Annotated in this window: 11 protein-coding genes; 7 read left to right on the top strand and 4 right to left on the bottom strand. The window is 46.0% G+C overall.

Features of this window, described 5'->3' with window-relative positions; translation table 11 throughout:
* The first annotated feature begins 2 nt into the window (after positions 1-2).
* Positions 3-1,007: a type III secretion system translocon subunit VopD gene (vopD, locus tag VP504_RS24570; RefSeq protein WP_325894643.1), complete on the top strand. Its 1,005-nt coding sequence runs from the start codon at positions 3-5 to the stop codon at positions 1,005-1,007.
* A gap of 411 nt (positions 1,008-1,418) precedes the next feature.
* Positions 1,419-1,628: a hypothetical protein gene (locus tag VP504_RS24565; protein WP_325894642.1), complete on the top strand. Its 210-nt coding sequence runs from the start codon at positions 1,419-1,421 to the stop codon at positions 1,626-1,628.
* 411 nt (positions 1,629-2,039) lie between these two features.
* Here the strand turns inward: VP504_RS24565 and nhaA are convergent, their stop codons facing one another.
* The 3 genes from nhaA to VP504_RS24550 form a co-directional block, all read right to left on the bottom strand.
* Entirely contained in the window at positions 2,040-3,236 is a 1,197-nt protein-coding gene (nhaA, locus tag VP504_RS24560; RefSeq protein WP_325894641.1) for a Na+/H+ antiporter NhaA, read from the bottom strand.
* A 142-nt stretch (positions 3,237-3,378) separates the two neighbouring features.
* Positions 3,379-3,855 (bottom strand): PaaI family thioesterase, encoded by a 477-nt coding sequence (locus VP504_RS24555; RefSeq protein ID WP_325894640.1) that lies wholly within the window; start codon positions 3,853-3,855, stop codon positions 3,379-3,381.
* 84 nt (positions 3,856-3,939) lie between these two features.
* Positions 3,940-4,461, bottom strand: a complete 522-nt coding sequence (locus VP504_RS24550) for an NUDIX hydrolase (RefSeq protein ID WP_325894639.1) — start codon at positions 4,459-4,461, stop codon at positions 3,940-3,942.
* A gap of 215 nt (positions 4,462-4,676) precedes the next feature.
* Here VP504_RS24550 and VP504_RS24545 point away from each other — a divergent pair, with 215 nt between their 5' ends.
* The 4 genes from VP504_RS24545 (at position 4,677) to VP504_RS24530 (ending at position 11,739) form a co-directional block, all read left to right on the top strand.
* Positions 4,677-6,002: a DEAD/DEAH box helicase gene (locus tag VP504_RS24545; RefSeq protein ID WP_325894638.1), complete on the top strand. Its 1,326-nt coding sequence runs from the start codon at positions 4,677-4,679 to the stop codon at positions 6,000-6,002.
* A gap of 147 nt (positions 6,003-6,149) precedes the next feature.
* Positions 6,150-6,962 (top strand): alpha/beta fold hydrolase, encoded by an 813-nt coding sequence (locus VP504_RS24540; RefSeq protein ID WP_325894637.1) that lies wholly within the window; start codon positions 6,150-6,152, stop codon positions 6,960-6,962.
* Between the two features lie 214 nt (positions 6,963-7,176).
* Positions 7,177-11,031, top strand: a complete 3,855-nt coding sequence (locus tag VP504_RS24535) for a glycosyl hydrolase (protein ID WP_325894636.1) — start codon at positions 7,177-7,179, stop codon at positions 11,029-11,031.
* A 258-nt stretch (positions 11,032-11,289) separates the two neighbouring features.
* Positions 11,290-11,739: a DUF302 domain-containing protein gene (locus VP504_RS24530; protein ID WP_325894635.1), complete on the top strand. Its 450-nt coding sequence runs from the start codon at positions 11,290-11,292 to the stop codon at positions 11,737-11,739.
* A gap of 47 nt (positions 11,740-11,786) precedes the next feature.
* Here the strand turns inward: VP504_RS24530 and VP504_RS24525 are convergent, their stop codons facing one another.
* The gene (locus VP504_RS24525; protein WP_325894634.1) at positions 11,787-12,263 is read right to left on the bottom strand and encodes an Lrp/AsnC family transcriptional regulator; all 477 of its coding nucleotides are present in this window, start codon (positions 12,261-12,263) and stop codon (positions 11,787-11,789) included.
* A gap of 164 nt (positions 12,264-12,427) precedes the next feature.
* Between VP504_RS24525 and mdeB the strand changes: the two genes are divergently transcribed.
* Complete coding sequence (gene mdeB / locus VP504_RS24520) at positions 12,428-15,103, top strand: alpha-ketoglutarate dehydrogenase (RefSeq protein ID WP_325894633.1); 2,676 nt, start codon at positions 12,428-12,430, stop codon at positions 15,101-15,103.
* Positions 15,104-15,341 lie beyond the last annotated feature (238 nt).

The following is a 15,341-nucleotide window of genomic DNA, read 5'->3' as shown; positions in this document are numbered from 1 at the left end:
TTATGTTAGAAAACATTGGCAATACTGGACATGCAACTCTTAATGGATTGGGTGAACTTGACCAAACCAGCCATGCAGAGAAAACCTCTGAGACCAAAATCGAAGCTGCTGCAATCCGCGGTCATAATGAGAGTGCACTAACGAGTACGAAGCACTACCAATTAGATGGTCCGAAAGCACCTGCTATTGGAGACCAATTCAGCGCGGTAGCAAAATTGCTGGATGGGTTGGCCTCTACAACAAATCTGTTAATGCAAATAACAGAAAACGCATTGAAAGGTAAAGATGTGGCTAAGTCCTCATCAGAGGCTATTTCTCAGTCACTGTCTCTTATCGCCTTGTTGTACGAAGTATCCAAGTTAACTCGTGACCAGCAAGTACAGCAGCGTGAAATTGCGGTTGAGGCAAATGTAGCGAGTATCAAGAGCCAAGCGGAAGAGTTAAATAGTGCAGCCAAGGCGATGATCGCGATGGCTGTTGTATCAGGTGTTCTTGCGGGAGCAACGGCAATTATTGGCGCGATTGGTTCTTTTAGAACAGGCAGAGAGCTTAGTTCTGAGGTTGCGCATAATAAGGTTTTGAAGATCCAAAAAGCAGGCTTTGATCAAGCTGAAGAGCTAATGGCTAACGGAAATATGTCAGCGAAGCAACGGAAGCAAGTGAGAATAGCGTATGCAGCCGCTAAAGAAAATATCGCTGATACGTCGAGCTCCTTAACAAGTACTGGACGTAAGTTTGAAAAGATGACTGGGTCTAATCAAGCAAGAAATGCTGTACTTCAAGCTATTGGTCAAATGGGGAACTCAGCGTCAAGCGTAGAGCAAACGAAAGCTCAAGCTCGAAGCAAAGAGGATGAAGTATTGGCAACTCGTGCTCAAGCAGACAAACAAAGAGCCGACGAATACATTGGCTTCCAAGAAGGTCTATTAAAAGAGCTGCGTGAACTTTTCCGTTCGATTGCTGATAGTCAAAACCAAGCATGGCGTGCATCTGCTCCAACCGTATAGTTTTGCAATCAATCATTAAGGCGCTGGGAATACAGCGCCTTTTAACAGTTGATGAAAGGAATGACCCAGAGCGCTTTAACCATGAAAAGGCAAGGTGTTTTTTCTCCCCCAAAAATCTTCGACTTCTTCAAACGCGTAGAAGCCCAAAGCAGTGCAAAGTACCTTGTTGTTTCATATTTCGGATCATTAGCAGAAACGCCTAATGTTTTAACTTACAACACCTTCACGAACTTTGCTGGCAACTCTTTTTAAATCTTTTGAAATAGGAGCAGGCCAATACCTTGGTAGTGGTAATCTTTATGAAGGGCAAGAAGATGTAGCTCTGTAGAGTAAGGGGTGTGGTAGTTCACCGAAAAAAAATCAACTGGGTAATCACCGCAATACATACCTGAATCCTCCTTGATAAAACCGATGACCGTTGCCATAGGCGGAGATGATAGTGTCCGAGATTCTCCCAGTGCTATTGAAGCGACTTGTATCCCTTGTTGCAGTGAGGTTGTCGAGATTCCGATTGTGGGAGGACAAGATGTGATGACAGTTGGTATTCTGTCAGAGTTGGATAAAGACGAATATAGCCTGCCAAACAAGATCTTCTGCAAGATAAAATATCATTCTGCGTAGTCCTGATTTTTACCGGAAAAATGCCTGCATAACGTAGTTGTTTTTCATTTGAAAAAAGTGGTAGGAATCACACTCAAAAAAAATGCTTAATTTTATTAATGACACTTGTTGTTATTGATTTTCTATAAAAACAATAAGTTAAAGATAAATTTTGCTTGTGGATAACGAAAATTTTATCCACAAAAACAGTTGATAAGTCGGTAGACTTCCTTCTCAAATCCATATCCAGAGCGGCCTCTGGGAAAGTCAATACCTAATATGTTTCAATGACGAAATACAATATTCTGGGTTGCAGAATTTTAAGCTTTGACTACTCGAGGTTGATGATTGCAAAACAAATAAAAAGCCTACTAAAAGATCTTTTAGCAGGCTTTAAGAGTTTGATTATATTAGAAATAGATGGTTGGTGGTTTATTCAACGTCAGCCGTATGGCGGGGAATGCGTTCGAAAGTTTGCTTCAAGGCTAGATAACCGATCACCGAAGCGAGGAATGAGCCGATGAAAATGGCAATACGCGACAAATCGACCAACGCGTGATTGTCTGTACCCGGGAAAGCCAATGTCGTGATGAATATCGACATCGTAAAGCCTATGCCACAAAGAATCGACGCTGCCATGATATGAGCAAAATGCAGTCCCTTAGGTAAACTTGCAATCCCCATTTTAATTGATATGTAGCAGGCCAGTGATATACCGATGGGCTTGCCAAATAGTAAGCCAAGGGTAATGCCAAGAGGCAATGGTTCCAGCAAAAGAGTAATACTGAAATTATCTAGTGGCACACCAGAGTTAGCAAAAGCAAAGGCGGGTAATATCAAGTAACTACTCCAGGGGTGGATGCCGTTCTCGAGATAGCGGAGCGGGCTACGGATACGATGATGCTTAATGCGAAGTGGAATAGCAAAGCCTAGGATGACACCTGCAACCGTTGCATGCACGCCGGATTTTAATACCGCCACCCATAATACTGCTCCAACCAGCAAATATCCGGTTAAACGGGCGACACCTTTCGCGTTCATATAAAAAAGTGTCGCACTGGCAAGCACTGCAATTGACAATGCAATGACAGACAAATCACTGCTAAAGAAAAGGGCGATAATGATAACCGCCCCTAGGTCATCAATAACCGCCAGTGCCAGCAGAAATACCTTTAAGCTGACAGGCGATTGCTTACCGAATAATGCCAACACTCCGAGAGTGAAGGCTATGTCAGTCGCAGCTGGAATTGCCCATCCTTGCATCGCTTGCGGATCGTTATAGTTAAAAACAGCAAAAAACAAGATGGGTATCACCATGCCGCCAATGGCCGCGACAACGGGAAACATTGCTCGTGAGCGTGTTCTCAGCGCGCCTTGAATCAATTCGCGCTTCACCTCCAGCCCTATTAGAAGAAAAAAAATGGCCATCAACCCATCGTTAATCCACAGGAGGACGTTCTTCTCTATATCTAAAGAGCCAACTTTAAAATGTATTGGGGTATCGAGAAAGGCGAGATAAAAAGGTGCCAGAGGAGAATTTGCAATGATCAATGCCAAAAATGCTGAGGCAATCAGGATGATACCGGGCGCTGTATCGAGCTGAAAAAAGTGGACTAGCTTTTTATTCAAAACGCATCTTCCGATATCTACTAACACCGCTTAAGTCTAACGAGTAAAAAGAGAAAAAGGGAAATCTTCCCTTAGGAAACGTAAAAGAATTGTGATGGAAGATAGACAGAACGTCCTTTTGTGCAAATGGATGCTTAATCGATCATCCTACTGCTTTTACCGAAAGGGTTAGATCAAACACTGCCATGGGTTCATGACCGTGCAAAGACGGGCATGTTGCGGTGATGCGAACAGGCTGGTTAACGCGCTCGCCGGTTTGCATGGTGTGGTCCAGCATTTCGTCGATTAACTGACCGTCGTTGCAGGTAAAAATAACGTCCGCTTCGGGGCGCTTCAGGAATTCGCCGTTCACTGCTTTGAATGCCAACGATATTTTCTTCCCACGGGACTCGGCCTTGCTCATCGCCATAAAACCACCGGCAACGTCAGCGCCAACTGCTAGCGTGCCAAAATACATGCTGTTGAGATGATTCTTGGTTTTGCGCTTGAGCGGAATACGGATTTGAACTTGTTCTTCGTTCAACACCAAGATCTTGGGGCGGCAGTACCAAATCAGAGGAACTTTGAAGAAGCCGAACAGCTTAAGCATGCGGTTGGCGTGGGCGAGAGACTGTTTCATGCTTCATCCTTGAAGAGGAAAGATGCAATCACCCTAATTTTCAACTGGTCGGATGTCAATGTTAAGCCACTGTTAATGAGCGCTCTATGTGATCAGCCCGAGTAATTGCGCCCGACAAAACGCGACAATAGTTTTGCTGTCCTGAATTTCATTTTCTGCAATCAGTCGTTTGACTTCATCGACGGTAAAATGCACCACTTCAATCACTTCATCGTCATCCATCTCTGCCGCACAGGGAGATAGCTGTTTAGCAACAAACAGATATTGGGTTTCATTGCAAAAGCCTGGTGCGGGAAGAGACTCACCAATGGCGTGCCATTCATCGGCCCGTAATTGGGCTTCTTCTGCTAATTCACGCTTTGCGCAAACATTGGGTGATTCCTCAGATTCGAGAGTTCCAGCCGGAAATTCATAGATCCATCTTCGAATAGAAGGGCGGTATTGGCGAATCATCACTAATCTCCCATCATTTGCGATAGGAAGAATGAGCACAGCACCCGGATGCTCAAGGGTGATGTGGTCGGTAACAAGGCCGTTTGGAAGGGTATGCTCGCTCTTTTCCAGAGTGAATCGTTTCCAGGCAAAGAGTTGTTTGGGTTGGCTCATAGACAAATTCCATTGAAGTGCAGTGGACTACGCTAACTGCAATACCGTTCATGGCCGAAGATTGATTAATTAGTGGGTGTAGAAATGTGATCCAACACAATAAAAACTGCGGCAATTTACAGAAGTATGGTAGAATCCGCGCCAATTTTGTTGGAGTTGGAAAGCCAAACGGGCTCAGTAACTCTCTGTATAGATGATAATTCTGGAGTATTACCTTGCAATTTGAAGATCTGGGTTTAGACAAACGCCTTCTAAAAACGGTGGAACTTTGGGGTTTCAGCACCCCGACTGATGTGCAGGCTTCTGCCATTCCTGTCGTTTGTGCAGGCAAAGATCTGCTGGCGTCGTCTAAAACGGGATCAGGTAAAACCCTGGCTTTCCTTCTGCCTGCATTGCAGCGCGTAATGCGTGGTAAAGCATTTAGCCGTTCAGGTCCACGTGTCGTGGTACTTGCGCCAACTCGTGAACTGGCAAAACAGGTTTATGGTGAACTGCGTAAACTGCTGGCAGGCACCCAATACAAAGGTATGTTGATTCTTGGCGGCGAAAACTTTAACGACCAAGCGAAAGAGTTCCGCAAAGACCCGGCATTTATCGTTGCCACTCCGGGTCGCCTTGCGGACCATCTCGAGCATCGTCATCTGACGTTGGAAGGTTTGGAACTGCTCATCTTGGATGAAGCAGATCGCATGTTGGACTTGGGTTTTGCTCCGCAACTGGAAGCGATCAATAACGCTGCCAACCATCGCCGCCGTCAAACGCTAATGTTCTCTGCAACTCTGGATCACCAGCAAGTTAACGAGATTGCAGCAGACATGCTGAAAGAACCAAAGCGCGTTTCTATTGGTTTTGTGAATGAAGAGCATAAAGACATCGAACAACGTCTTTTCCTTTGTGATCACCTCGACCACAAGCAAGCTCTGCTCGACCGAGTCATGGAAGAGGAGCAATATCAGCAGATGATGATCTTCACCGCGACTCGCGCGGATACAGATCGTTTGGCTAAAGTGTTCGTTGACCGTGGCATTAAAGCCGTTGCCCTGAGCGGTGATCTGAGCCAAAGCGCACGTAACCGCATCATGAATGAGTTTGAGCGTGGTCTTCACAAAGTGATGGTAACGACAGATGTCGCCTCACGTGGTCTGGATATCTCAAACGTATCTCACGTCGTGAACTTCGATATGCCAAAACATGCTGAAGAATATGTTCACCGTATCGGGCGTACCGGTCGAGCAGGTAACAAAGGCATTGCGATTTCTTTTGTAGGCCCTAAAGACTGGAACAGCTTCAAGAGCATTGAAGGTTTCCTTGATAAGCGCATGAGCTTCGTGACTTTCGAAGGCCTCGAAGGCAAGTTTAAAGGTCTGGCTCCGAAGAAAAAGAAAACCTTTAGTAAGAAGCCACAGCACAAGAAGAAAACTGGCAAGCCTTCAGAGAAGAAAGCAACAGCACCTAAGAAGCGTAACAAGAGTTTCTACCAAGGTGTGGCTGTTGGTGAACAAGTGTTTGCTGTTAAGAAGAAAAAGCCTGCGGAAGAATAATCAGATTCTGCTTCAAAAAAGCGCCTTTCATTGGCGCTTTTTTTCTATATTCTCGGTCTATTAAATTTCGTATATCCAGATGTCATGGATTCTGTTTTAACGGGATGTTTGGATAGTTAAGTAACAGTATAAACACAGGGAAATTAAATGAATTCGATTCAGATAAACGGCAAAAATATGTCGTACTTGGATGTTGGTGAAGGTCCAGTTGTACTGTTTGGCCACAGTTATTTGTGGGACAGCGAAATGTGGCGCCCACAGATTGATGCGTTAAGCCAAAATTATCGCTGTATTGTTCCTGATCTTTGGGCTCATGGTCAGTCGGATGCAGCGCCGGAAAGTACCACTTCGCTGATTCACTATGCTGATGACATTTTGACATTGATGGATCAACTTGATATCGACAAGTTTGCGTTGGTTGGTCTATCAGTTGGGGGAATGTGGGGTGCAGAGCTAGCGTTAAAAGCACCAACACGTGTGAATGCCTTGGTATTGATGGACACTTTCATTGGCTTTGAGCCTGAAGTCGCGAAAGCGAAATACTTTGGCATGTTCGACACTATCGAGCAGATGGGCTTCATTCCGCCACCAATGATTGATGCAATCACACCTTTATTCTTCGCTAATAACGCTGAAACGGACAACCCGGAACTGGTTTCTGCATTCAGAGAAAAGCTGGCGAATCTGAAAGGTGAAGAAGCAAAAAATGTTGTCAGGGTAGGTCGCATGGTTTTTGATCGCCGCGACACCTTTGACGATGCAGAGAAGCTGACGCTACCCACGTTAATTATGGCTGGCGCGGAAGACAAACCTCGTCCACCGCTTGAATCCATGCTGATGCATGATGCGATTGATGGCAGTCAGTATATTGTGATTCCAAATGCGGGTCATATTAGTAACCTTGAACAGGCAGATTTTGTTACCGATGCACTGAGCACGTTTCTTGAAAGTCATCGATAGCCCTGTGTAAAGCAATGATAAAGCCGCTGTTTGCGGCTTTTTTTATGATGTTTTTCTTTCAAAACTCATCGGATCTGTTCTGGTAATGAGACAAATCGAACGATCGTTTGATTCAAAGGTAACCCCCGATTGTTAAGAAAATGTAGATCCTTATACTGCACCAAAAGAAAGCGCTTTCTTTGTCGTTATAGTGCACACCATAAGGAGTTTAGGTTTGAAGAAGTATTGCCGTTTGCTGTTTTTAACGTTAGCGACCCTTGTTCTTTCTGCTTGTGGTGGCGGAGGTGGAGGAGACAGTGATTCTGGCTCCGATACTCAGCTTTTTACACTCACTGTCAAAGTGACAGACAACGACCGTGCGCCGCTAAGTGACGCCACGGTGACTGTTGATAACAAGATTGCCCGAACGAATACTTCTGGCGTTGCTGAACTCTCTTTGAGCAGCGGCACCTACGACGTAACTGTTGAAAAAGATAGTTATGAAACATCCAAGATCACAACGACTTTAGGCAGTGTTGCTCAAACTCTCGATGTCAGCATGGCATCAACCCAGACCGTGACAGAGGGCGGAGAAAATAGCGGCGGTGATTCAGGCACTGATGGCGGTTCAGAAGAGCAAGGTGGATCAGGCGATACTGGCGCGGGTTCCGAAGAAGGCTCGGGCGAAGGCAGCGGTACAGATTCTGGCGGCACTGATGGTGGCTCCGGAGAGCAAGGTGGTTCAGGCGGCAGTGGTGCTGGTTCCGAAGAAGGTTCTGGCGAAGGCAGCGGTACAGATTCTGGCGATACTGATGGCGGTTCCGGAGAGCAAGGTGGTTCAGGCGACAGCGGTGTTGGTTCCGAAGAAGGTTCGGGCGAAGGCAGCGGTACAGATTCTGGCGGCACTGATGGTGGCTCCGGAGAAGGTGAGAACGGAGAGACAAATAACACTAGCGAATTGACCGTAAAAGTTGTCAATGCAGACACAAACGAAACGCTAAGCGTTGCCACCATTGAAATCGATGGAACAACACTTCAGACCGACACTGCAGGTGAAGCTGTATTTAGTCTGGCTTATGGTGCACATCAGATCTCGGTATCTCATACAGAATATGAATCTAAACAGCAGATCACCTATCTCTCGACGACTGAACAGTCAGTAACTGTCGCGCTTTCTGCTAAAGAAGTGGAACCGCCGCCGGTAGAGCCTCCAGTAGAACCACCGAGTTCCAATGAAATCGCCTATGTGTACCATTCATCATTTGCTTCTTCTTTCGAATTTGAACATCAGGGTGATGCCTGGAACTCAGGCTCTACAGCAGTATGGAATCCAACCGGTAGCCAATTTGCTCAAAGTATTCAGGTAACAAGTGGTAGCAGTTGGGGAGCTCCATTTGCAGTTGCTGCGTGGGGTAATGAGTCTGCAAACGCTATTGATACGACAGGGTTTGATCTTCTTCGTTTCAAATACAAATCAGACTTCGCAACACAAGTTGAAGTGTCTATCCAAGGTGTAAACAGCTCAGAATCAAAAGTGGTTTACTCGCTTGGCACTGCTGTTGCTTTGGGTAACGACTGGTATGAAATGGAAGTGCCATTCCCTGGGTTTAACGACCTGACTTGGATTGGTTTGATGTTCGCGGGTGATGGTACTGTTGAAATCACAGACATCTATCTGGAAAACCTGCCGTCAGATGCTTTCGTGACGCAATATGGCGCGGGTAACGTGGCAAACACATTCAACCCTGAAGGTTATGGTTGTACGGTAGACCATGGTTTTTGGGTTTCGAATGCTGGTGTTGTTGAGCCGGGTGTACCTTCGTGTGACAACATAGGCACGCCAAAGCAGCTTTATCCGCAAATCGTTCCTGAACTGGAAGACCAACCGATTGCCACGCACAAATGGTGGGGATCTGTCTCTTTCTACGGTGAAATGACGATCGGTGACCCGAACGATGCTGGCTATATTACGCCTGATCCAGTGACCGCCCGCATTTCAGAACGTGGCGCAAGGATCATGGGTATTCCTAATGCACTGCAAGGGCAGGGTAACTTGTTCCAGTATGTGGTGCCGGATCCATTCAACGAAGTATTTGATGGCATTGCGGTTGCAAACAGTAAGCATTCCAATATGGAAGGCTACCTGAAAGACCATAGCGATGGTGCAATGACGGTTGAATGGTGGTCAGGTGCAACACCGGTGATGGAAGCCACTTTTGTACATGGTTCACCTTATGTCTATTTCAAGTCTTACGACGGTGATTTCCAGATCAAAACGAACAGCTCTGATGGAGGCCAGAAAGGCACTTTCTATCAAAACAGCCAATCTTTGGGTGTATGGACGGATATTGCAGGCAACAGAAACAGCTTCCTAATTGTTGGTGAGGGTAATACCACTTTCAGTAACGTCTCAGGCAATCTCATTACGGTCAGTAACTCAGCAAAAGAAATGACAGTAGCTTTGTTGCCATCAGCTGGCACACCAAGCAGTGCTGAGTCATCTTATTTCGAAAGTCTTGCCCGCCAGGTTGTTCGTGATGTCGAGATAGCTTATTCGGTTAACCATGCAAATAATGAAGTGACGGTGTCACATGTATATCTTGACGCAAGTGGTAATCCAATCGAAACACTTGCTGGTATGCAGCCTCTACATTGGAAAAACAGCAATGTAATGCCGACACAATACAGCGTGCGCAGTACTCGCGGCATCACCAAGTTCGCTCAAACTAACGGCTTCAGTTACACACTGCCATTTGTGGGGGTTTTGCCATTCCTACCGAATGTTGCAGACCTCGGTCTGAACACTTTACGTACTCTTGTTACCGAGTACATGAACGGTGGAGAGCATTCCTGGAACCCTTACACAGACACTTACTGGTCGGGTAAGAGCTATGGTAAAGCTGCCGAAATTATCGCTATTGCGCGTGATATCGGTATGACATCAGAAGCCAACACCTTAACCGCTTGGTTGAAGCGTGAGCTGGAAGATTGGTTTACCGCTGATACTTCTGGAGATCTCGATACCGTTAAGTACTTTGTTTATGACGAGTTATGGACGACCTTATTAGGTGTTGAAGAATCGTTTGGCGCACACCAACAACTCAATGACCACCACTTCCACTATGGCTACTTTGTCCGTGCTGCTGCAGAAGTTTGTCGCACAGATAAATCATGGTGTGGTGAAGATCAGTATGGGCCAATGGTTGATTTGCTGATCCGCGATTACGCAGCGAGCAAAGGTGATGACATGTTCCCATACTTGCGTAATTTCGATCCGGCCAATGGTTTCTCCTGGGCGTCCGGCCACGCGAACTTTGCGTTGGGTAACAACAACGAATCAACGTCTGAAGCGGCAAACTCTTACGGTGCCATCATCCTTTATGGGTTAATTAAAGGTGACCAAGAGTTGGTAGACAAAGGTATCTATCTACACGCTTCCTCTGCTGCGACGTATTGGGAATATTGGAACAACCTTGATGGTTACCGAAATGCCTCACCGTCTTACCCAGATCTGGGCGACAGCTATGACAATTTCCCAGATAACTATAACCAGATCACAACGTCGATAATCTGGGGACAGGGCGCTTCATTCTCGACCTGGTTCAGCCCTGCCTTTGCGCACATTCTTGGAATTCAGGGATTACCGCTGAACCCATTGGTATTCCATGTTGGTTTACATGCTGACTACATGAAAGATTATGTCGAGCTGGGTTTGACAGAATCTTCAAACCGTAAACCTTCTGGTTTGCTGGATGGCCACTGGCGAGATATCTGGTGGAACCTTTGGGCGATGACAGATGCTGATGCGTCTATCGCAGATTATGAAACCGTAGGCTCCAACTACATTCCGGAAGAGGGGGAGTCAAAAGCCCATACCTACCATTGGATATACAACTGGCAGGCGTTGGGACAACTTGAAACCGGAACGGGCGAATTGACAGCAGATTACCCAGCGGCTGTTGCCTTTAAGAACGGTAATACAATGACATATCTTGTCTACAACTATGATGATGTAGCCAAGACCGTACGATTCAGTGATGGAACAACGCTGAACGTACAAGCAAACAGTTTTGGCACCTTGGTGAAGTAAAGACGCGATTAAGTAGTTAGCAGAATTATCATACTCAAGCACCTTCAGGATGTTTGGGTATTTACCAATGTGTCGTTGACCACTGCCACTGGTTATTAGCGATACGATTGATACGCGCTCAACGGGGGAGACCTCGTTGAGTTTTTTTATTTGTGGCAGGGCCTACAAAACAGAAAGCCGATTGTAATTTTTAAGCGAGTTTTCATATCTGTGTACGAACGGAAAACTTAGAACAGAAACAGAGAAAGGAAAACGACAATGAAAAGATACGTAGTGGCTGCGGTGGCTTCAATGATGGTGGCATTTTCAGTGCACGCTGATAACGGATTGATCAAAATACAAAGTGCTCATTCTGTTGCTCAAACGGCGGATAATATTGAAGGGTTTTTGAAGGAAAAAGGACTCACCCAGTTTGCACGCATTAATCATGCTGCTAACGCCGAGAAAGTGGGTTTGGAACTACGTCCTACAGAAGTGATCATCTTTGGTAATCCAAAGGTTGGTACGCCTCTGATGCAATGTGCACAAAGCGTGGCGATCGACTTGCCACAAAAAATGCTGATTAGCCAAGACGCGGAAAACAATGTTTGGCTAACCTACAACGACCCAATGTATCTGAAAGAGCGTCATAACATGGAAGGTTGTGAAAAGGTACTGGAGAAAGTGTCTAAAGTACTTGGTGCAATCAGCAAAACCGCGACGAAATAACCCAAGGCTCAAGCAGTCGGGTTGCCTGCATCCCGACTGTTTTTAACCTATATTTTTAACCTCGCATTGGTTTTAACTTCCCTCACAACGAAGAAAGTTCTTGCCTGCCTGACGCCAGGTAGTGCAATGAGATTCTTGGCAAGTAGATGGTGATAGTCTTGCATATCCTTCACGCGGATCCTTAGCAAATAATCGAAATCACCAGCAACCAAGTCGCAGTCTAATATCGCTTCGATGCCTTCCACTGCATGTTCAAATTCAGCAATAGCCTCTGGCGTAGAGCGGTCCAGTACTATCCCAACAATCACCAATGTTCCAAAGCCCAAACGTTTTGGGTCCACCATCGCTCTGACATCTTTGATATAGCCTTCATCAAACAGTCGCTGCGTGCGGCGATGGCAGGTGGCAGCGCTAACATTGACCTGTTGGGCGATTTCAGCGTTAGTAAAGCGTCCGTTCTCTTGCAGCATTCGCAGGATTTTTAAGTCAATGCGATCGAGCATGTCGCTGGAAATATCTTTCATAAAACTCTCTATCAATGAATTATAAATTCATCAACATCGCTAAAAATTAGTGTTGATTGAAATATAGACCTTCAATTAGAAAGCACATTTCAAATTCTTGTTGTTACGATTTTCAGATAGAGGGCAAAGCGGTTGCTTCTCGTTTTCTTTGAAGGATGAATTGTATGCAAGGAAATCAAACGCAAGGTTTAACTGATGCCGATCCTATCGAAACACAGGAGTGGATCGATTCATTGCTAAGCGTTCAATCATCACAAGGGAATGAGCGAGCCTCGTTTCTTATCAAGAAGCTCGAAGAGCAAGCAAGAATGGAAGGGATGGGAGCGAACGAAAAACCGTTCTCCGCCTATCGAAATACCATACCTGTCGAGCGACAAGGCGTGTATCCCGGTGACTTAGAGATTGAAAACCGCCTCACTGCAATCATGCGCTGGAATGCTCTGGCGATGGTTGCTAAAGCGAATGAAGCCTATGGCGGGTTGGGCGGGCATATAGCAAGTTATGCTTCGGCCGCAGAGATTTTTGAACTGGGATTTAATCATTTCTTTCGCTCACGTACTGATGATTTTGGAGGCGATCTCGTTTACTACCAGCCTCATTCCGCACCCGGAATTTATGCCCGTGCCTATCTAGAAGGTAGGTTAACCAAAGCGCAGTTGAGTAAATATCGTCAGGAAGTCGCTGGTGGTGGCCTCAGTTCTTATCCGCACCCGTGGCTGATGCCAGACTTCTGGCAATTTCCAACTGGCTCGATGGGAATTGGCCCACTTAATGCGGTTTATCAAGCGCGCTATATGCACTATGCGCAAGCAAGAAGCCTGTTGAGTACAGAAGATCGACATGTATGGGGAGTCTTCGGTGATGGTGAAATGGATGAACCTGAATCCATAGCGGGACTTACATTAGCAGCGCGAGAAGGGTTGGATAATTTGACCTTTATCGTTAACTGTAATTTGCAGCGGCTTGATGGGCCGGTAAGGGGGAATGGGCAAGTTATTCAAGAGTTAGAGTCTCTGTTTATCGGTGCTGGCTGGAATGTTATTAAGGTGCTTTGGGGATCGGAATGGGATGATATCTTTGCTCGGGACAAAGAAAACATTTTGCTTCAACGCTTCGCTAACACAACGGATGGTGAGTACCAAAATCTTGGCGCAAAAGACGGAGACTACAACCGAGAAAGCTTCTTCAACACCGATCCGCGGAGTGCAGCGTTAGTCGCGCATTGGTCAGATGCTGAAATCAATAATCTCAAGCGAGGAGGGCATGATTTCAGAAAGCTATACGCGGCTTTTCATGCAGCCAGAAAACACAAAGGCCAACCCACGGTAATTCTTGCTAAAACCAAAAAAGGATTTGGTATGGGAAGCGCTGGGGAGTCAAGGATGATAGCGCACCAAGCTAAGTCACTCGACCTCGAAGGGCTATTTCAGTTCCGTGAACGTTTTAAGCTGCCCATATCTGATCAGGATATTGAGTCCCTGAATATCTTCACCCCAGCTTCTGACAGTGAAGAAATCCAATATCTGCATGCACGACGGAGAGCGCTGGGTGGCTATATGCCAAAGCGTGTCAGAACTGCGCCGCAGAAAACCTTAGTCTCTGTTCCTGATATAACCAGCTATGCCAATTTTGCTATGGAAGCTGACGGCAAAGAGATGTCGACGACAATGGCAGCCGTCCGCATGATGAGTGGATTGTTGAAAGCGCCGGAATTCGGGCCCCGTGTTGTTCCTATTGTCGCGGATGAGGCGAGAACTTTTGGCATGAATGGTTTGTTTCGGCAAATCGGGATTTATTCTCCTGATGGCCAACAGTACGAGCCTGAAGATGCTGGCTCTATGCTTTACTACAACGAATCGAAAAGTGGTCAATTACTTGAAGAGGGGATAACAGAAGCAGGTGCGATCTCTTCCTGGGCAGCCGTCGCTACGTCATATTCGATTCACGGTTTGCCGATGTTGCCGATCTATATCTATTACTCAATGTTTGGCTTTCAGCGTGTGGGTGATTTGATTTGGGCTGCTGCCGACCAGCGCGCCAGAGGTTTCTTATTTGGTGCAACGTCAGGGCGGACGACCCTATCAGGAGAGGGGTTGCAGCATCAGGATGGGTCCAGCCAACTGATAGCCTCCACCATTCCTAACTGCAAAAGTTTTGACCCGGCATTTGCATATGAACTGGCGGTGATTATTGATCATGGTGCCAAGCGAATGATGGAGCAACAGCACGACGAGTTCTATTACATCACCTTGATGAACGAAAACTATCCTCATCCTTCCTCACAAACGGAGTATCAAACTGACATCATCAAAGGTCTTCATCGACTCGAAACCTATTCTGAAATTGATGCGGTGATTAATCTTGTTGGCGCAGGAACCATCATGATGGAAGTGATTTATGCTTCCGAGTTTTTGAAGGAGGAGTTTGGTATTAAGGTTGCTGTGTATAGCGCCACGAGCTTTTCTGAACTGGCAAGAGAGGCGGAATCCATAGAGAGAAACAGAAGAAGGAACCCGAGTTCGCCTCAAGAAAAATCTCACCTACAAAAGATGCTGGGTACAGAACAACCCACAATCTTTGCAACTGACTATGTTCGTGCAGTTCCTCAGATGGTGATTCAGTATCTCCCTCAACATTGTGTGGCACTGGGGACTGATGGTTTTGGCCGAAGTGATCAACGCAAAAATCTGCGCGCATTTTTCGAAGTTGATCGCTACAACATTATTCTTGCAGCCATTGACGTTTTGGTTCAACAAGGAGTACTGGAAGTCAGCGCTCAAGAAGTGGCGATACAGGCGTTTGAATTTGATAAAGACAAGCCCGCGCCTTGGCTTGAATGACAGTCTGACATCTTCCATAACAAAATCCATCTCAGCATTTGCCCACAATTTAATCGGTGAGAGCTGAGGTGTGAGCAACATCTCCTGCAATAACCTGAATAGTCAGTAAAACCTCCGTATTCTTATCGGCAATATGTCATTCTGTAAGACGTCCTTTGATGAATTGATAAGCATTGATTTTGGACTCGCGTTAACAAACCGCATAATCCTGACTTTTTTAGAAAGAGGTGCCTGAAAA

It is taken from the genome of Grimontia sp. NTOU-MAR1, assembly GCF_035758505.1.
In the GTDB taxonomy this organism is placed as follows: domain Bacteria; phylum Pseudomonadota; class Gammaproteobacteria; order Enterobacterales; family Vibrionaceae; genus Enterovibrio; species Enterovibrio marinus.
This window is presented reverse-complemented; position numbering and strand designations above follow the sequence as displayed.